Consider the following 18,018-nt stretch of genomic DNA (forward strand, 5'->3'; position numbering starts at 1 on the left):
GGGTGGCTCCTGTGGGGCTGGGGATGTGGGTAGCGAAGTGCCCCGTACCGGCGCGCCCTCGGGCCGGTACGGGGTTCCGACGACGGAGGGCCGGGTCAGCCCTTCTCGGTGACCCCGGCGGAGTCGAAGGTGGCTACATCGTGCATCGCCCGGGCCGCACTCTGCACCAGCGGGAGTGCCAGCAGGGCGCCGGTCCCCTCGCCGAGCCGCAGGTCCAGGTCGATCAGCGGCCGCAGGCCGATCTTGGCCAGCGCGGCCTGGTGGCCGGGCTCGGCCGAGCGGTGCCCGGCGATGCAGGCGGCCAGCACCTCGGGGGCGATCGCCTTGGCGACCAGGGCCGCCGAGCCGGCGATCACGCCGTCCAGGATCACCGGGGTGCGCAGCGAGGCGGCGCCGAGCAGGAAGCCGGCGATCGCCGCGTGCTCCAGGCCGCCGACCGCGGCGAGTACGCCGATCGGGTCGGTCGGGTCGGGCTGGTGCAGCTCCAGGGCGGTGCGGATGACGGCGACCTTGCGGGCGTGGGTCTCGTCGTCGATGCCGGTGCCGCGGCCGGTGACCTCGGCGGGGTCGGTGCCGGTGAAGACCGAGATCAGCGCGGCCGAGGCGGTGGTGTTGGCGATGCCCATGTCGCCGGTGATCAGGATCTTGTTGCCGGCCGCGACCAGGTCGCGGGCGGTCTCGATGCCGGTCTCCAGCGCCTTCAGCGCCTCCTCCCGGCTCATCGCCGGGCCCTGGGTCATGTCGTCGGTGCCGGGCTTGACCTTGCGCGGCAGCAGGCCGGTGGTGCGGCCCTGCTGGATCGCGTCCGGCAGGTCGGCCTTGACGCCGACGTCGACCACGCAGACCTCGGCGCCGACCTGGGCGGCGAAGGAGTTGACGACGGCTCCGCCGGCCAGGAAGTTGGCCACCATCTGGGCGGTGACCTCCTGCGGCCAGGGGGTGACGCCCTGGGCGTGCACGCCGTGGTCGCCGGCGAAGATCGCCACGCAGGCGGGCTCCGGGATCGGCGGCGGGCACTTCCGGGACAGGCCGCTGAGCTGGGCGGAGATGATCTCCAGCATGCCGAGCGAGCCGGCCGGCTTGGTCATCCGCTTCTGCCGGTCCCAGGCCTCGCCGAGCGCCTTGGCGTCCAGCGGGCGGATGGTGCGCAGGGTCTCGGAGAGCAGGCTGTGCGGCTCCTCGCCGGGCAGCGCGCGGTTGCCGTACTGCTCCTCGTGCACCACCCAGGAGAGCGGGCGCTTCTTGGCCCAGCCCTGCTGCTGGAGCTCGGGCTCGTCCGGGAAGGCGTCGACGAAGCCGATGCAGAGGTAGGCGACGACGTCCAGGTGCTCGGGGAGGCCGAGCTCGCGGACCATCTCCTCCTCGTCGAAGAAGCTGACCCAGCCGACGCCCAGGCCCTCGGCGCGGGCTGCCAGCCAGAGGTTCTCCACGGCCAGCGCGGCCGAGTAGGGGGCCATCTGCGGCTGGGTGTGCCGGCCGAGGGTGTGCCGGCCGCCGCGGGTGCGGTCGGCGGTGACCACGATGTTCACGGGGGTGTCGAGGATCGCCTCGATCTTGATCTCCCGGAACTGCTTGGCCCGGCCCTTGGGCAGCGAGTCGGCGTAGGCCTCGCGCTGGCGCTCGGCCAGGGCGTGCATCTTGCGCCGGGTCTCGGTGGAGCGGATCACCACGAAGTCCCAGGGCTGCGAGTAGCCGACGCTGGGGGCGGTGTGGGCGGCCTCCAGGACCCGGAGCAGCACCTCGTGCGGCACGGGGTCGGGGCGGAAGCCGTTGCGGATGTCGCGGCGCTCGCGCATCACCTGGTGGACGGCGTCGCGGGCGGCCTCGTCGTAGCCGGGGGCGGCCGGGCCGCGCGGGACCTCGGGCTCGGCGGGTTCGGCGGCTGCCGCGGCGCCCTCGGGCTCCACCGGCTGCTCGGCAGCGGCGGCGGGCTCGGCGGCGTCGCCGGGGACCGCGACGGGGGCGGCCGGCTGCTCCGCGGCCTCGGTGGCGGCGGGCGCTATCGGGACGGCCGGGTCGGGCTGGGCCTCGGCGGCAGCCTCGGCGGCGGCCACCGGCTCGACCGGCTCGACGGCCGCCTCGGCCGCCGACTCGGCGACGGGCTGCGCGACCGGCTCGCCGACGACGGCGGCCGGCTCCTCGGCGGTGGGCTGGGCGGGCGCCTCGGGCTCGGCGGCCGGCGCGGCGGCGGGCACCTGGTCCACCACGGCGAGGCCGAGCGGAGCGGGGTCGGCGAGGAACGCGGCGATCCGGCGCGGCTGGCCGGGGGCCGCCTGCGCGGGCGCGGCGGGCTGGGCCGGCGCCTCCTGCACCGGCGCTGGCCGGACCGCCTCCGGCTGCACGGCGACGGGCTCGACGGCGACCGGCTCGACGGCGACCGGCTCCGCGACGACGGGCGCCACAGCGACCGGCTCGGCGGCCTCGGCGAGCGGCACCGCCTGCTCGACCACCGGCGCCGGCGCGGGCACGGGCTCGACGGCCGGCGGCGCGGCGACGACGGCCTCCGCCGCCACCGGCGCCTGCTGCACCGGCAGCACCAGCGTGGCCTCGCTGCCCGGCTCCGCCGTCGGCAGCACCACGACCGGCACCCCGTGCGGCGGCGTGCCGCCGGCCCCGGCGGGGCCGCGGTCGGCGAGCGAACGGACCGGCACCTGACCGGTCATCAGCGAGGGGTCCGGGATCGGCGGCCCGGCGTGCAGCGGGCGCCGCTGCTGGGCGGCGGGTTCGGCGGCAGCGGCGGCCGGCTCGGCGACCGGCACGACCGCGGCGACCGGCTCGGCCACCGGGGCGACGGCCGCCAGCGGGGGCACGACGCCCGGCGCCGGCGCAGCGGGGGCACTCTGGTCGGCGTACCCGGGCGGCGTCACCGGCGGCCAGGACGGCTCCACCGGCGTGCCGGGCGGCTGCTCGGCCGCGGCCACGGGCGCCACCGGCGCGACGGCCTGCGGCGCGGCCTCGACCGGCACGGCCTGCACCGGAACCGCCTGCACGGGCTGCGCCACCGGCACCGCCTGCAGCGGAGCGGCCGCCTCCGCGACCGGGTAGCCGGGCGCGGGCTGGGCCGCGAAGCCGCCGGCCGCGGGCGCCGTCAGCGCGTCCCCGAGCGGTACCACCGGGGTGGCGGCCGGGTCGACCCAGCCGCTCTGCGGGCCGGGCATCAGCAGCACGTCCTCGTCGTCGTCCGGCTGGTCGATGAAGGTGTACACGGGGACGTGGCCCCCGGGTACGGACTGGCCGACGGGGTCGCCGCCCCACCCGCCACCTCCCTGCGCCGGTTCGTGCCCGGTCCCGGGGAGCAGGTGCTCCGGCCGTCCCTCGCTGGGGACGTGACCGCCATCGGTCATGTCAACACTCCTTCCAGGCCGCTTCCGCGTCCTTGGCGTCCCGGTCGCCGACCGAGGCGCGCCGCCCGCTCCGGGTCCAAGCCGGAGACCGGCCCACCCCACCGTCCAACCTGCCGACCGCCGCGCGGGGCGCGGCGCCGTGGGCCGTCCGACGGTCGCGGCGGGCCCGCACGGCCCGACCGCGCCCGGTCCGCCACACGGATGCCGGGCACCGCCATCTGAACTAACGACAGCCCGGGGCATCCGGCACGACCGGCCCGGAACCCCGGGACATTCTCCCGGTCGGGCCTGCCCCAGTCGAATGCCCACGCACCGATCCACGTGTGGGTTGCACCACGTCGGCACGGTCCGCCGCCTCGGCAGGAAGAGCGGCAGTCTGATCGTCAGACTACCGGCCGTGACGCCCTCCTCGGGCCACAGCTGTCCGAATCATCCTCATTTGTCGATCCGTCACCCCGCCGGTCCGGTGCGGCCGGAACCGGTCAGGGCGCGGGCTCGGCCCAGAGCAGCAGGGTGCTCTCGAAGGCGCCGATGGTCAGCTCGGGCGCCGCGTCCAGCGGCGCGGACTGCAGCACCGTGCCGTCCATCCGGTAGCCGGCCGCGGTCACCACGGCGCGGATCTCGGCGGCCGCGGCCACCGTGCCCGCCAGCGCCACCAGCCGGGCCGGACGGCGGGTCAGCACCGCGGCCACCACCTCGGCGCCGCCCTGCTCCACCACCACCGCGTCCGGCTCCGGCAGTCCGCCCAGCGCCTCGGTGGCCGGCCCCGCGGCGGTCTCCAGCTCGACGCCGAACCGCCGGGCGTTGACCGCGATCCGGGCGCAGGTCGCCGCGTCCTCCTCGACGGCGACCACGGCGGCGCCGAACCGCGCGGTCTCCACCGCGAGCGCCCCGCTGCCCGCGCCCACGCACCAGACCAGGTCGCCGGGGCCCGGGCCGAGCCGGGCCAGCACCACGGCCCGGGTCTGCGGCGAGAGGGTGCGCGGCGAGTCGCCGTCGTAGGCGTCGCCGGGCAGCGCCCAGCCGCGCTCGGTGCCGGGGTAGCCGACCGGGCGGCCGGCCAGCCAGCCGGAGGTGGCGTCCACGGCCTGGTTCTGCGGGGTGGAGCCGCCGATCACCAGCACCACGTTGGGGTCGCGCCAGTCGTGGTCGGGCACCCGGTCCGAGGTGAGCACGGTGACGTCCTCGTCCTCGGTGCCCAGCGCCTCGCAGACCACGAAGGTGCGGTGCACCCCGCGCAGCATCAGGGCCAGCTCGCTGGGCCCGGCGTCGGCGCTGGTCAGCACGGCGACCTTGGAGTAGGCCCGGCAGACGTTGGCGGCCCGGCGCAGCCGGCCGCCGTGGGTGGAGACCACCTGGGCGTCCTCCCAGGGCATGCCGGCCCGGGCGAAGGCGGCCGCGACCGAGGAGACGGCGGGCAGCACCTCCAGCTCCAGGCCGTACTCGGGCCGGCGCAGCGCGCGCACCACCCCGAAGAAGCCCGGGTCGCCTTCGGCGACCACCACCGCGGCGCCGCGGTGCTCGGCGATCCGGCGGGCGGCGCTCTCCACGCTGCCGAGCGCGATCCGCTCGGCGGCGGCGGGCACGGGCAGTGCGCCCAGCTGGTACGGCGCCCCTGCCACCAGGGTGGCGCCGGCGAGCGCGGAGGCGGCCGCCTCGGTCAGCGGCGTTCCGTCCCACCCGATGACCGTGATCCGGTCAGCCATCGCGGCTGCTCTCCCTCGAGTTCTCAGCGCGGGAGGCGCTGCGCCCCCGCTGCCTGGGCCGTCCGCCCAGCAGCAGAGGTTACCTGGTGGCCGCGCCGGGGCGGCGGCAGCGGGGCGGTCCTGGCCGACTGCGTGGCGCGCGGCGGCGTCCGCAGGCTCAGTCCTGCATGGCGTAACGGTCCTTCAGGAAGCCGTCGGCCGAGTCCGGTTCGTCCAGGTCCTCGGGGAGCAGGCTCCACAGGATCAGGTCGCTGCGGCTCTCCTCCCCCGCCGAGCCGACCTCGCCGGTGCGCACTATCCAGGCGCTGCGCAGCACGCCCTCGCTGATGCAGCCGATCTTCTGGGCGACCTGCTGGGCGGCGGTGTTGCCGGCGGCGGTGCGCAGCTCCAGGCGGTGGAAGCCGCGGTCCTCGAAGAGCCACTGGGCGACGCCGAGCAGCGACTCCACCGCGTAGCCCTCACCGCGGGCCCAGGGCGCGGTGACGTAGGCGGCCTCGGTGCTGAGCAGCCGCCAGTCGGTCTGCCGCAGCTCGACGGTGCCGACCAGCCGCTGGGTCAGGTTCTCGGTGACGGCGAAGGCGATGCCGCGGCCCTGGGCCCGGGCGGCCGGGGCCTGCCGGCGGATCCAGTCCAGGGCGTGCGCGGCGGTGTAGGGCTGGGGCACGTCGGTCCAGCTGAGCACCAGGTCGTCGGCCATCATGGCGACCAGCTCGGGCGCGTCGCCCTCCTCCAAGGGGCGCAGCAGCAGCCGTTCGGTGCTGATCGCGGTCTCGGGGAAGCTCGCTGGCATACCGTCTCTCCTCGCCGGGTGTGCACCCACGGTACGCCCCGCCCGGCGCACTCGGCGCCGCGGGTGGACGGGGCGTCAGTTCCGGGGCATGGTGCGGGGCCCCGCCGCGCGACGGGGCCCCGCGTTCAGCCGAGGGTTCAGAAGGCCGGGATGACCGAGCCCTGGAAGGTGTCCTCGATGTACTTCTTCACCTCGTCGGAGTGCAGCAGCTGGGCCAGCTTCTGCACCCGCGGGTCGTTCTCCTTGCCCTTCTTGACGGCCAGCACGTTGGCGTACGGGTTGTCGGCGGCCTTCTCCAGCAGGATCGCGTCCTTGGCGGGCTTGAGGCCGGCGCCCTCGGCGTAGTTGCCGTTGATCACCGCGGCGTCCACGTCGTCCAGCGCGCGGGGCAGCTGGGCGGCGTCCAGCTCCTTGAACTTGAGGTGCTTGGGGTTGCCGGTGACGTCGTGCGGGGTGGCGGCGGTGCCGACGCCGTCCTTGAGGGTGATCACGTTGTTGTCGGCGAGCAGCTTGAGCGCCCGGCCCTCGTTGGTGGCGTCGTTGGGCACGGCGACCTGGGCGCCGTCGGCCAGGTCGGCGATCGACTTGACCTTCTTGGAGTAGGTGCCCAGCGGCTCCAGGTGGACCGTCTCGACCGGCACGATGGCGGTGCCGTGGGTCTTGTTGAAGTCGGTCAGGTAGGGGACGTGCTGGAAGAAGTTGGCGTCGGCGGAGCCGTCCTGCACGGCGGGGTTCTGCAGCGTGTAGTCGGAGACCTCGCGGACGGTCAGCTTGAGGCCCGCCTTGGCGGCCAGGTGGTCCCGGATGTAGTCCAGGATCTGGGCGTGCGGGGTGGGGCTGGCGATCACCACGAGCGGCTTGTCAGCGCTGTTCGAGGAGGAGGAGCTGGAGCAGGCAGCGGCGCCCAGGGTGAGGCCGGTGACGGCGAGGGCGGCGATGCTGGTCTTCAGGACGGTACGCACGAAAAGTGCCTTTCTCCGTTGGGGGTGTGGCCGCGCACCCGGGGTCCCGGGCGGCGGAAGTCTGCGGGGGTGTCAGGCGGCGCGGCGCAACCGGGCGAGCGGGCCGGTGGCGGCGGCGCCGCGGTGGCCGAGCCGGCGGCCGACCAGGTCGCCGATCAGCTGGACCAGGGTGACCAGCACCACCAGTTCGATCACGATGACGACCATGAAGCCGGTCTCGAACCGCATGTAGCCGTAGGTGATGGCGAGGTTGCCGAGGCCGCCGCCGCCGACCGTGCCGGCCATCGCGGAGTAGCCGACCAGCGCGATCACGGTGGTGGTCAGCGCGGAGACCAGGGCGGGCAGCGCCTCGGGCAGCAGGGCCTTGCGGACCACGGTCCAGGTGGAGCCGCCCATCGCCTGGACGGCCTCGACCAGTCCGCCGTCGACCCCGCGCACCGCGCTCTCCACCAGCCGGGCGAAGAACGGGATGGCGCCGACGGCCAGCGGCACGGTGGCGGCCTGCCAGCCGATCGAGGTGCCGACCACCCAGCGGGTGAACGGGATCAGCGCGACCAGCAGGATCACGAACGGGAGCGAGCGACCGATGTTGACGATCGCGCCGACCACCTTGTTGACCGGCCGGTTGCGCAGCAGCCCGCCCTGGCCGGTGAGGACCAGCAGCACGCCGAGCGGCAGGCCGAGCAGCACCGTCACCAGGGTGGCGAGGCCGACCATCTGGAGCGTCTCGATGGTGGCGTCGTGCAGCAGCGGCTGCATGTCGTCCCAGGTCATGCGAGGGCTCCCGTGGTCTCGTGGGTGAGGACGTCGACCTGGAGGCCCTGCTCGCGCAGGTAGCCGATCGGCACGACGTTGTCCTGGTGGCTGCCGGGCAGCTGGACCCGCATCCGGCCGACCTGGCGGCCGGCGACGGTCTCCACGGCGGCGCCGAGGATGTTGATGTCGATCTGGTAGGTGCGGGCCAGCTGGGAGATGAACGGCTGTCCGGAGCTGTCGCCCTGGAAGGTGATCTCCAGCACGGTGCCGGCGGGGCCGGCCGTGCCGGACTCCGGGAGCGGGAAGAGCTCGCGGGCCAGCTGGGACCCGCCGGTGGCGAGCAGGTCGGTGAGCGTGCCGGACTCGACGATCCGCCCGTCGCGCATCAGCGCGGCCGAGTCGCAGACCGACTTGATGACGTCCATCTCATGGGTGATCAGCAGCACGGTGAGGCCGAGCTCCTGGTTGAGCGTGCGCAGCAGCTCCAGCACCGAGCGGGTGGTCTCCGGGTCGAGGGCCGAGGTGGCCTCGTCGGAGAGCAGCACCTTGGGGTCGCCGGCCAGCGCGCGGGCGATGCCGACCCGCTGCTTCTGGCCGCCGGAGAGCTGGTTCGGGTAGCTGCGGGCCTTGTCGGCCAGGCCGACCAGGTCCAGCAGCTCGGCGGCCCTGCGGCGGCGGCCGGTGCGGTCCAGGCCGGTGATCTCCAGCGGCAGTTCGACGTTCTGCTGCACGGTGCGGGAGGCCAGCAGGTTGAAGTGCTGGAAGACCATGCCGATCCGGCGGCGGGCGGCGCGCAGTTCGCGGCCGGCCCGGGCCTCGCTGCCGGCCAGCGCGGTGAGTTCGACGCCGTCCACCGTGACGGTGCCGGCGGTCGGGCGCTCCAGCATGTTGACGCAGCGGATCAGGGTGCTCTTGCCGGCGCCGCTGGTGCCGACGACTCCGTACACCTCGCCTTCGCGCACGTGCAGGTCGACGCCGCGCAGGGCGCTGACCTCGCGTCCGCGAGAGGTGTAGACCTTTTCGAGGCCCGTGGTGGTGATCACAGCTGCTTCCGTCTGTCGGGGGGCACGGCGTTCGCGGACGCACGGCCGCCAGCCCGTAAGGGGCGTGCGCATGCGTCCGGCCGGGCCGGGAGGGAGGGGAGGTCACGCGGCGGTCGGGGCCGCGGAGGCGGCGGAGTGGACCGCGGGGGTGGGGCGGGGCCGGGCGGCGGGCCGGTGGCCCGGGGCTACTGGCGCCCGATCAGAACTGACACATTCGACAACACATGCCACGCACACCTGCCGGCATGGTGCCGGTGGCGGTGGATTTCGTCGTCGCAGTCATGTGAACCAGTAAAACAGATGAACCACCCACGTCCCAATGAACAGGACGCCATGTCCGCATTCCGGACACGACCCTTGAGCCGCAAGGGCTCTGCCGGGCCACGGAACGCCGAACGGCCCCACCCGGAAGGGTGGGGCCGTTCGGTCGGCAGGGGCCGGGCGGGTCAGACCGCGGTGGCCAGCGCCTGGTGCACCGGCTTCTCCAGCACGACGAAGCTCAGGCCGGGCCCGGCCTGGCGGACCTCGGTCTGCTGGTAGCCCTGGCGGGCGTAGAGCCGCAGGTTGCCCAGGCTGCGGTGGCCGGTGAAGAGCCGGAAGGCGCGGACCGGCTGCTCGGCCAGCAGCCGCTCCTCCACCGCGCGCAGCAGCCGGCCGCCGAGGCCGTGCCGCTGCATCCGCGGGTGGACCACCAGGCGGCTTATCCGCCCGACGCCGTCCTCGTCCACCCGGCCGCGCACCGTGCCGACGACCTCGTCGCCGAGGCGGGCGACCAGCACGTGCCGGTCGGCCAGCTCGCGGCGCAGGCTCTCCAGGCTCTGGGTGAGCGGTTCGATCGACCAGTCGCCGTACAGCTCGGCCTCGCTCTGGAAGCCCAGGTACTGGAGTTTGAGGATCTGCTCGGTGTCCTGCTCGGTCGCGGTCGAGATGATCACGCTCATGCCCATGTGCGGGGGCCTCCCAATCGTCGAGTCCCGGCGCGCAGTGTGAGGGTCTGCACCGGGTGGCCAGCCGGAGGTCGCCCGGCCGGGGGTCGCCCGGACCGGGGAGTAGCGCAAGACCGTACCAGCAGACTTCGCCGATACGTTCGCCAGCGCTCTACCCAGCCTTCAGCTGTTCTCAACCAACTCGCATCCCGCAGGTGGCGGAAATCACGCGGACGGCGCGATCCGTCCGCCGATTGCCCGAGTGCCGGCGGGCCCTCAGGCGGTCGGCGCGGCCCACTCGCGCTGCACCGCCAGGTCGGCCTTCACCTCGCCGAGCTGGACGGCGACGGCGCTCGGCGCGGTGCCGCCGCGGCCGTTGCGGGCGCCGATCGCGCCGTGCACGCTCAGCACCTCGCGGACCTCAGGCGTCAGGTGCGGGGAGATGCCGGCGAACTGCTCGTCGGTCAGGTCCCACAGCTCGATGCCCTGGCCCTCGCAGACCTTGACGCAGGCTCCGGCCACCTCGTGCGCGACCCGGAACGGGACGCCGCGCTTGACCAGCCACTCGGCGATGTCGGTGGCGAGCGAGAAGCCGGCCGGGGCGAGCTCCTCCAGCCGCTCCCGGTGCACCGTCAGCGTGGCCATCATGCCGGTGAAGGCGGGCAGCAGGACCTCGAGCGTGTCGCAGGAGTCGAAGACCGGCTCCTTGTCCTCCTGGAGGTCCCGGTTGTAGGCCAGCGGCAGCGCCTTGAGGGTGGCCAGCAGGCCGGCCAGGTTGCCGATCAGCCGGCCGGACTTGCCCCGGGCCAGCTCGGCGATGTCCGGGTTCTTCTTCTGCGGCATGATCGAGGAGCCGGTGGAGAAGGCGTCGTGCAGCGTGATGAAGCCGAACTCCTTGGTGTTCCAGATGATCACCTCCTCCGCGATCCGGGAGAGGTTGATGCCGATCATCGCGGTGACGAAGGCGAACTCGGCGACGAAGTCCCGCGAGGCGGTGCCGTCGATCGAGTTGCCCGCCGAGCCGCCCTCGAAGCCGAGGTCGGCGGCGACCGCCTGCGGGTCCAGGCCGAGCGAGGAGCCGGCCAGCGCGCCGGAGCCGTACGGGCTCACGGCGGTGCGGGCGTCCCACTGCCGCAGCCGCTCGGCGTCCCGGCCCAGCGCCTGCACGTGGGCCAGCACGTGGTGCGCGAAGAGCACCGGCTGGGCGTGCTGCAGGTGGGTGCGGCCCGGCATCGCGGTCTCCGGGTGCGCCTCGGCCAGGCCGACCAGCGCCTCCTGGAGGTCGAGCAGCAGGCCGCCGATGATCCGGGCGTGGTCGCGCAGGTACATCCGGAACAGGGTGGCGATCTGGTCGTTGCGGGACCGGCCGGCCCGCAGCTTGCCGCCGAGGTCGGCACCGAGCCGCTCCAGCAGACCGCGCTCGAGGGCGGTGTGCACGTCCTCGTCGGCCACCGTGCCGGTGAACGCGCCGGACTCGACGTCGGCCAGCAGCTGGTCCAACCCGCCGAGCATGGCGGCGAGTTCGTCATCGGTGAGCAGCCCGGCCCGGTTCAGCACCCGGGCGTGCGCACGGGAGCCGGCGATGTCGTAGGGGGCGAGCCGCCAGTCGAAGTGGACCGAGGCGGAGAGCTTGGCCAGCGCCTCCGAGGGTCCGTCGGCGAACCGGGCGCCCCACAGGCGCACGTCGGCGGGCTTTTCGGCAGACATCGCGATGGCTCCTTGCTGGGTTGCGAATGATGGGGGTGAGCCCCGGCCGCAGGAGGAGAGCTGGGGCCGGGGCTCGGAAGGGGTGCTTCGGTGGTGACGGTGGATCAGGTGGCGTCGCGGCGGGCGTCCCGTGCTCCGTCCGGCGTCGAGCAGGCCGGCGGTCCCGACCGCACCGGCGTCAGTCCGTCCCGGACTCCATCGCGGCACGGTTCAGCAGCGCCTCGTCGGCGTTGACGGTGCTGCCGGCGGCGGAGATGGCCTGGGCGCCGCCCTGCGGCAGGTTGCCGATCAGGCCGGTGGCCGCCGCCTGGGCGGCGCCGACGGCCTCCGAGCCGCTGCCGAGCAGGCCGAGGTCGGCGTACTGCTCGAGCTTGGCCCGCGAGTCGGCGATGTCCAGGTTGCGCATGGTCAGCTGGCCGATCCGGTCCACCGGGCCGAAGGCGGCGTCCTCGGTACGCTCCATGGAGAGCTTGTCCGGGTGGTAGCTGAAGGCCGGGCCGGTGGTGTCCAGGATCGAGTAGTCCTCACCCCGGCGCAGCCGCAGCGTCACCTCGCCGGTGACGGCGGTGCCGACCCAGCGCTGCAGCGACTCACGGACCATCAGGGCCTGCGGGTCCAGCCAGCGGCCCTCGTACATCAGGCGGCCGAGCCGGCGGCCCTCGTTGTGGTACTGGGCGACGGTGTCCTCGTTGTGGATCGCGTTGACCAGGCGCTCGTAGGCGGCGTGCAGCAGGGCCATGCCGGGGGCCTCGTAGATGCCGCGGCTCTTGGCCTCGATGATCCGGTTCTCGATCTGGTCGGACATGCCCAGGCCGTGCCGGCCGCCGACCGCGTTGGCCTCCATCACCAGGTCGACCGCGGTGGCGAAGGACTTGCCGTTGATGGTGACCGGGCGGCCCTGCTCGAAGCCGATGGTCACGTCCTCGGCGGTGATCTCCACCGACGGGTCCCAGAACCGCACGCCCATGATCGGCTCGACGGTCTCGACGCCGGTGTTCAGGTGCTCCAGGGTCTTCGCCTCGTGGGTGGCGCCCCAGATGTTGGCGTCGGTGGAGTAGGCCTTCTCGGTGCTGTCCCGGTAGGGCAGGCCGTGCGCGACCAGCCACTCGGACATCTCCTTGCGGCCGCCGAGCTCGGTCACGAAGTCCGCGTCCAGCCACGGCTTGTAGATCCGCAGGTGCGGGTTGGCCAGCAGGCCGTAGCGGTAGAACCGCTCGATGTCGTTGCCCTTGAACGTGGAGCCGTCGCCCCAGATCTGGACGTCGTCCTCCAGCATCGCGCGGACCAGCAGGGTGCCGGTGACGGCGCGGCCCAGCGGGGTGGTGTTGAAGTAGGACCGCCCGCCCGAGCGGATGTGGAACGCGCCGCAGGTGAGCGCCGCCAGGCCCTCCTCGACCAGCGCCGCACGGCAGTCCACCAGCCGTGCGACCTCGGCCCCGTAGGACTTCGCACGGCTGGGGACGGAGTCGATGTCCGGTTCGTCGTACTGGCCGATGTTGGCGGTGTAGGTGCACGGGACGGCGCCCTTGTCGCGCATCCAGGCGACCGCGACCGAGGTGTCGAGACCACCGGAGAAGGCGATGCCGACGCGCTCGCCGGCCGGGAGGGAGGTGAGGACCTTGGACATAGGAAGATTATGCATGGCTTTGCATTTCCATGCAACGCTGCTCCGGCAGTGCCTCTCAGCCGTGACCCGCCGGCCGGCGGGTGGCAGGCAGCCCGTGGCCGAGCATGCGCCCGGCCACCAGCCCCCTGCCCGGTCAGCGCTCGGTGCGGGACTGGGCCAGCTGCATCAGGTGGTCCGCCAGCGCCTGGCCGCCGGCCGGGTCGCGGCTGATCAGCAGCACCGTGTCGTCGCCGGCGATGGTGCCGATGATCTCGTGCACCTCGGCCGTGTCGATCGCCGAGGCCAGGAACTGGGCGGCACCCGGCGGGGTGCGCAGCACCACCAGGTTGCCGGAGGCGGTCGCGGAGACCATCAGCTCGCCGGCCAGCCGGGCCATCCGGCCCTCGCTGGCCGACTCCCCCATCGGGGCGCGCGGCGTGCGGTCGCCGCCCTCGGCCGGGACGGCGTAGATCAGCGCGCCGTCCCGGTTGCGGATCTTGACCGCCCCGAGCTCGTCCAGGTCCCGGGAGAGCGTCGCCTGGGTGACCACCAACCCGTCGTCGGCCAGCAGCTTGGCCAACTGGCTCTGCGAGCGGACGGGTTGACGGGTCAGCAGGTCCACGATCCGGCGGTGGCGGGCGGTCCGGGTCTGCGGGACCTGCGGCGACGGGCCCGGAGCGGGCTGGTCGGGTCGGGGAACGGTCATGATGCCGATTCTTCCGGACTACTCGCCGACCTGCGCGGCCGGGTCGTCCTGCTGGGCGTCCAGCTCGGCCCTGACCTGCGCCAGGACGCCGGGCAGCGCCGCCAGGAAGGCGTCCGCCTGCTGCTCCGTCAGCACCAGCGGGGGGACCAGCCGGACCGCGTCGGGCACCGCCGCGTTCACCAGGAACCCGGCCTGCTGGGCCGCCGCCTGCACCTGGGCCGCGACCGGCTCGTTCAGCACGATGCCCAGCAGCAGGCCGGCGCCGCGCACGTGCGAGACCAGCGGGTCGCCGATCGCCTCGATGCCGCTGCGCAGCCGCTCGCCGACCGCGGTGACCTGCGCCAGCAGGCCCTCGGACTCGATGGTGTCCAGCACCGCCAGCGCCGCGGCCGCCACCACCGGGTTGCCGCCGAAGGTGGTGCCGTGCTGGCCGGGCTTGAGCAGGTCGGCGGCGGCGCCGTAGGTGATCACGGCGCCGATCGGCAGGCCGCCGCCCAGGCCCTTGGCCAGCGCGATGACGTCGGGCTCGACGCCCGGCTCGGCCTGGTGGGCGAACCAGTGGCCGGTGCGGCCGATGCCGGTCTGCACCTCGTCCAGCACCAGCAGGGCGCCCGCCGCCCGGGTGATCTCCCGGGCCTGCCTGAGGTAGCCGGCCGGCAGCGGGATCGCGCCGTTCTCGCCCTGGATCGGCTCCAGGACCACGGCGGCGGTCTCCTCGGTGACCGCGGCCCGCAGCGCCTCGATGTCGCCGAAGGGCACGTGCTGCACCTCGGGCGGCAGCGGCCGGAACGGCTCCTGCTTGCCGGGCTGGCCGGTGAGCGCCAGCGCGCCCATGGTCCGGCCGTGGAACGCGCCCTGCAGTGCCACAAGCTTGGTCCGGCCGGTCAGCCGGCTGATCTTGAACGCGGCCTCCAGCGCCTCGGTGCCGGAGTTGCAGAAGAACACCCGGGCCGGGCGCGGGTCCAGCGCCTGCAGCCGCTCGGCCAGGGTGATGGTCGGCTCGGCGGTGAACAGGTTGGAGACGTGGCCCAACTGACCGATCTGGCCGGTCACCGCGGCGATGATGGCCGGGTGGGCGGTGCCCAGCGCGTTGACCGCGATGCCGCCGACCAGGTCCAGGTACTCGTTGCCGTCGGCGTCCCAGAGCACCGCGCCCGCGCCCTTGGCCAGCGGCAGCCGCGGGGTGCCGTAGTTGTCGGTGAACGCCTGCTGGTACCGGTCCGTCAGTTCCTTGTTGGTCGTCATGCCAGGCCCCCCAGTACGGTCGCTTCGTCGTCCGGCACCACCATGGTGCCGATTCCCTCGTCGGTGAAGATCTCCAGCAGCAGGCTGTGCGGCACCCGGCCGTCGAGCACCCGGGCGGTGCCGACGCCGGAGCGCACGGCGCGCAGGCAGCCCTCCATCTTGGGCAGCATGCCGCTGGCCAAGGTCGGCAGTATGGCCTCGAGTTCGGAGGCGGCGAGCTGGCTGATCACGTCGTCGGAGTTCGGCCAGTCGGCGTACAGGCCCTCGACGTCGGTGAGCACCACCAGCATCTCGGCGCCCAGCGCGGCGGCCAGCGCGGAGGCCGCGGTGTCCGCGTTGATGTTGTAGACGTGGCCGTCGGCGCCGCGGGCGACGCTGGAGATGACCGGGATCCGGCCGTCCGCGATCAGCGCCTTCACCGCGCCCGCCTCGATGTTGACGATGTCGCCGACCAGGCCGATGTCCACCTGCTCGCCGTCCACCACCGCGTACCGCTTGACGGCGGTCATGGTGTGCGCGTCCTCGCCGGTCATCCCGACGGCGAACGGGCCGTGCTCGTTGAGCAGGCCGACCAGTTCGCGCTGCACCTGACCGGCCAGCACCATCCGGACCACGTCCATGGTCTCCGGGGTGGTCACCCGCAGCCCGGCCGTGAAGGTGGACTCCAGGCCCAGCTTGGCGAGCTGGGCGCTGATCTGCGGGCCGCCGCCGTGCACCACCACCGGGTGCAGGCCGGCGTACCGGAGGAAGACCACGTCCTGGGCGAAGGCCGCCTTCAACTCCTCGTCGACCATGGCGTTGCCGCCGAACTTGATCACCACGGTCTTGCCGTGGAACCGCTCCAGCCAGGGCAGCGCCTCGATCAGCGTCAGCGCCTTGGGCAACGCGGTGTTGTTGCGGGCCTGTTCGCCCTTGGGTGCGATCTGCACGGGTTTCCCTCGCGGCTCAGGTCTCGGGTGCTCGGGTGCTCGGGTCTCAGGCGCTCGGGTCTCAGGCGCTCGGGTCTCAGGTGGAGTAGGCGCTGTTCTCGTGCACGTAGTCGGCGGTGAGGTCGTTGGTCCACACCGTGGCGGCCGCCTGGCCGGCGTTCAGCCGGGCGGTGATCACCACCTGACGGTCCGTCATGCTGACCAGCGAGCGGTCCTCGCCGACCGCGCCGCCGCGGCAGACCCAGACGCCGTTGATCGCCACGTCCAGCTGGTCCGGGTCGAAGGCGGCGTCGGTGGTGCCGATCGCGGCCAGCACCCGGCCCCAGTTCGGGTCCTCGCCGTGGATCGCGCACTTCAGCAGGTTGTTGCGGGCGATGGTGCGGCCGACCAGCACCGCCTCGTCCTCGGTGGCGGCGTCGGTGACGTCGATCCGGATGTCCTTGCCGGCGCCCTCGGCGTCGCCGATCAGCCGGCGGGCCAGGTCGGCGCAGACCTGCTGCACGGCGGCCGCGAACTCGGCCTGCTCGGGGGCGATTCCGGAGGCGCCGGAGGCCAGCAGCAGCACGGTGTCGTTGGTGGACATGCAGCCGTCGGAGTCCACCCGGTCGAAGGTGGTGCGGGTGGCTTCGCGCAGCACGGCGTCCAGCTCGGCGCTCTCCACGGCCGCGTCGGTGGTGATCACGACCAGCATGGTGGCCAGGCCCGGGGCCAGCATGCCGGCGCCCTTGGCCATCCCGCCGACCGTCCAGCCGCCGGTGCTGACCTGGGCGGTCTTGTGCACGGTGTCGGTGGTCTTGATCGCGATCGCCGCGGACTCGCCGCCGGTGGCGGTCAACTCCCGGGCGGCCAGCTCGACTCCGGGCAGCAGCAGGTCCATCGGCAGCCGCTCGCCGATCAGTCCGGTGGAGCAGACCGCCACCTCGCCGGAGCTGACCTCCAGCGCGGCGCCGACCCGCTCGGCGGTGGTGTGGGTGTCCTGGAACCCGGCCGGGCCGGTGCAGGCGTTGGCGCCACCGGAGTTGAGGATCACCGCGGCCACCCGGCCGCCCTTGAGCACCTGCTGGGACCAGAGCACCGGCGCGGCCTTGACCCGGTTGGAGGTGAAGACGCCGGCCGCGGCGAAGGACGGCCCGTCGTTGACCACCAGGGCCAGGTCGGGGGTGCCGGAGGCCTTGATGCCGGCCGTCACGCCCGCGGCGCGGAAGCCCTTGGCCGCCGTGACACCGAGGTTGCTGCTGCTCATGGTGCTACTCCGTTCACGGTGAGGCCCAGCTCCTCGGGCAGGCCCAGGGCGATGTTCATGCTCTGCACCGCGCCGCCGGCGGTGCCCTTGACCAGGTTGTCGATCGCGCTGATCGCGATGATCCGGCCGGCGTGCTCGTCCAGCGTGACCTGCACCAGCGCGGCGTTCGAGCCGTACACCGACTTGGTCTGCGGCCACTGGAGTTCGGGCAGCAGGTGGACGAACGCCTCGTCGGCGTAGGCGGTTTCGTAGGCGGCGCGCAGGTCGCCGGCGGTCACGCCGGGCTTGGCCTTGGCCGTGCAGGTGGCCAGGATGCCGCGGGACATCGGGACCAGGGTCGGGGTGAACGACACGTTCACCGGCTCGCCGGCCAGCGGGCTCAGGTTCTGCGCCATCTCCGGCGTGTGGCGGTGCACCCCGCCGACGCCGTAGGCGCTGACCGAGCCCATCACCTCGCTGCCGAGCAGGTGGGTCTTGACCGCCTTGCCCGCGCCCGAGGTGCCGCTGGCCGCCACGACCACCGCCTCCGGCTCGGCCAGCCCGGCCGCGTAGGCCGGGAAGAGCGCCAGGGAGACGGCGGTCGGGTAGCAGCCGGGCACGGCGATCCGCTTGCTGCCCTTGAGCGCGGCCCGGTGGCCGGGCAGCTCGGGCAGCCCGTAGGGCCAGGTGCCGGCGTGCGCGGAGCCGTAGAACCGCTCCCAGTCCGCCGCGTCCTTGAGCCGGAAGTCGGCGCCGCAGTCCACCACCAGGACGTCCTCGCCCAGCGCCTCGGCGACCGCCGCGGACTGCCCGTGCGGCAGGCCGAGGAAGACCACGTCGTGCCCGGCCAGCACCTCGGGGGTGGTCGGCTCCAGCACCCGGCCGGCCAGCGGCAGCAGGTGGGGCTGCAGCTCCCCGAGCCGCGTCCCGGCGTTGGACCCGCCGGTCAGGGCCCCGATCTCGACTTCCGGATGCCCGAGCAGCAGGCGCAGCACCTCACCGCCCGCATACCCGCTCGCCCCGGCTACGGCGACCCGCACGGCCATGACAGCATCCTCCCTGACCACGACAAACTT

General features: G+C 73.9%; 14 protein-coding genes. All 14 read right to left on the reverse strand.

Annotation, left to right across the window (positions count from 1 at the left end):
• Positions 1 to 95: 95 nt before the first annotated feature.
• The 14 genes from cobT to argC all read right to left on the reverse strand — a co-directional run bounded on the left by cobT (position 96) and on the right by argC (position 17,988).
• Entirely contained in the window at positions 96 to 3,344 is a 3,249-nt protein-coding gene (gene cobT / locus ACFYNO_RS20965) for a nicotinate-nucleotide--dimethylbenzimidazole phosphoribosyltransferase (protein WP_388014207.1), read from the reverse strand.
• 482 nt (positions 3,345 to 3,826) lie between these two features.
• Positions 3,827 to 5,050 (reverse strand): precorrin-6y C5,15-methyltransferase (decarboxylating) subunit CbiE, encoded by a 1,224-nt coding sequence (gene cbiE / locus ACFYNO_RS20970; protein WP_388014210.1) that lies wholly within the window; start codon positions 5,048 to 5,050, stop codon positions 3,827 to 3,829.
• 157 nt (positions 5,051 to 5,207) lie between these two features.
• On the reverse strand, positions 5,208 to 5,840 hold the full coding sequence (locus tag ACFYNO_RS20975; protein WP_388014213.1) for a GNAT family N-acetyltransferase: 633 nt from the start codon (positions 5,838 to 5,840) through the stop codon (positions 5,208 to 5,210).
• A 137-nt stretch (positions 5,841 to 5,977) separates the two neighbouring features.
• The gene (locus ACFYNO_RS20980; protein ID WP_388014216.1) at positions 5,978 to 6,802 is read right to left on the reverse strand and encodes a MetQ/NlpA family ABC transporter substrate-binding protein; all 825 of its coding nucleotides are present in this window, start codon (positions 6,800 to 6,802) and stop codon (positions 5,978 to 5,980) included.
• A gap of 72 nt (positions 6,803 to 6,874) precedes the next feature.
• Positions 6,875 to 7,576 (reverse strand): methionine ABC transporter permease, encoded by a 702-nt coding sequence (locus ACFYNO_RS20985; RefSeq protein ID WP_388014219.1) that lies wholly within the window; start codon positions 7,574 to 7,576, stop codon positions 6,875 to 6,877.
• The gene (locus ACFYNO_RS20990) at positions 7,573 to 8,601 is read right to left on the reverse strand and encodes a methionine ABC transporter ATP-binding protein (protein WP_388014222.1); all 1,029 of its coding nucleotides are present in this window, start codon (positions 8,599 to 8,601) and stop codon (positions 7,573 to 7,575) included. The genes ACFYNO_RS20985 and ACFYNO_RS20990 overlap by 4 nt, the downstream gene beginning before the upstream one ends.
• Before the next feature lie 446 nt (positions 8,602 to 9,047).
• Complete coding sequence (locus tag ACFYNO_RS20995) at positions 9,048 to 9,548, reverse strand: GNAT family N-acetyltransferase (RefSeq protein WP_388014225.1); 501 nt, start codon at positions 9,546 to 9,548, stop codon at positions 9,048 to 9,050.
• A gap of 255 nt (positions 9,549 to 9,803) precedes the next feature.
• Positions 9,804 to 11,234 carry an argininosuccinate lyase gene (argH, locus tag ACFYNO_RS21000; protein WP_388014228.1) on the reverse strand — a complete coding sequence of 477 codons (1,431 nt, stop codon included), beginning with the start codon at positions 11,232 to 11,234 and terminating at the stop codon, positions 9,804 to 9,806.
• Between the two features lie 178 nt (positions 11,235 to 11,412).
• Positions 11,413 to 12,861 (reverse strand): argininosuccinate synthase, encoded by a 1,449-nt coding sequence (gene argG / locus ACFYNO_RS21005; protein ID WP_388014231.1) that lies wholly within the window; start codon positions 12,859 to 12,861, stop codon positions 11,413 to 11,415.
• Between the two features lie 133 nt (positions 12,862 to 12,994).
• Positions 12,995 to 13,546 carry an arginine repressor gene (locus ACFYNO_RS21010; protein ID WP_388014234.1) on the reverse strand — a complete coding sequence of 184 codons (552 nt, stop codon included), beginning with the start codon at positions 13,544 to 13,546 and terminating at the stop codon, positions 12,995 to 12,997.
• A gap of 18 nt (positions 13,547 to 13,564) precedes the next feature.
• Positions 13,565 to 14,791: an acetylornithine transaminase gene (locus tag ACFYNO_RS21015; protein ID WP_388014237.1), complete on the reverse strand. Its 1,227-nt coding sequence runs from the start codon at positions 14,789 to 14,791 to the stop codon at positions 13,565 to 13,567.
• Entirely contained in the window at positions 14,788 to 15,720 is a 933-nt protein-coding gene (gene argB / locus ACFYNO_RS21020; RefSeq protein ID WP_388014240.1) for an acetylglutamate kinase, read from the reverse strand. Before argB ends, ACFYNO_RS21015 begins: the two co-directional genes overlap by 4 nt.
• A gap of 76 nt (positions 15,721 to 15,796) precedes the next feature.
• Positions 15,797 to 16,963: a bifunctional glutamate N-acetyltransferase/amino-acid acetyltransferase ArgJ gene (gene argJ, locus ACFYNO_RS21025; protein ID WP_388014243.1), complete on the reverse strand. Its 1,167-nt coding sequence runs from the start codon at positions 16,961 to 16,963 to the stop codon at positions 15,797 to 15,799.
• Positions 16,960 to 17,988, reverse strand: a complete 1,029-nt coding sequence (gene argC, locus ACFYNO_RS21030; RefSeq protein WP_388014246.1) for an N-acetyl-gamma-glutamyl-phosphate reductase — start codon at positions 17,986 to 17,988, stop codon at positions 16,960 to 16,962. Before argC ends, argJ begins: the two co-directional genes overlap by 4 nt.
• Positions 17,989 to 18,018: the final 30 nt, after the last annotated feature.

Origin of the sequence: Kitasatospora sp. NPDC006697 (genome assembly GCF_042869935.1) — a bacterium.
In the GTDB taxonomy this organism is placed as follows: Bacteria; Actinomycetota; Actinomycetes; order Streptomycetales; family Streptomycetaceae; genus Kitasatospora.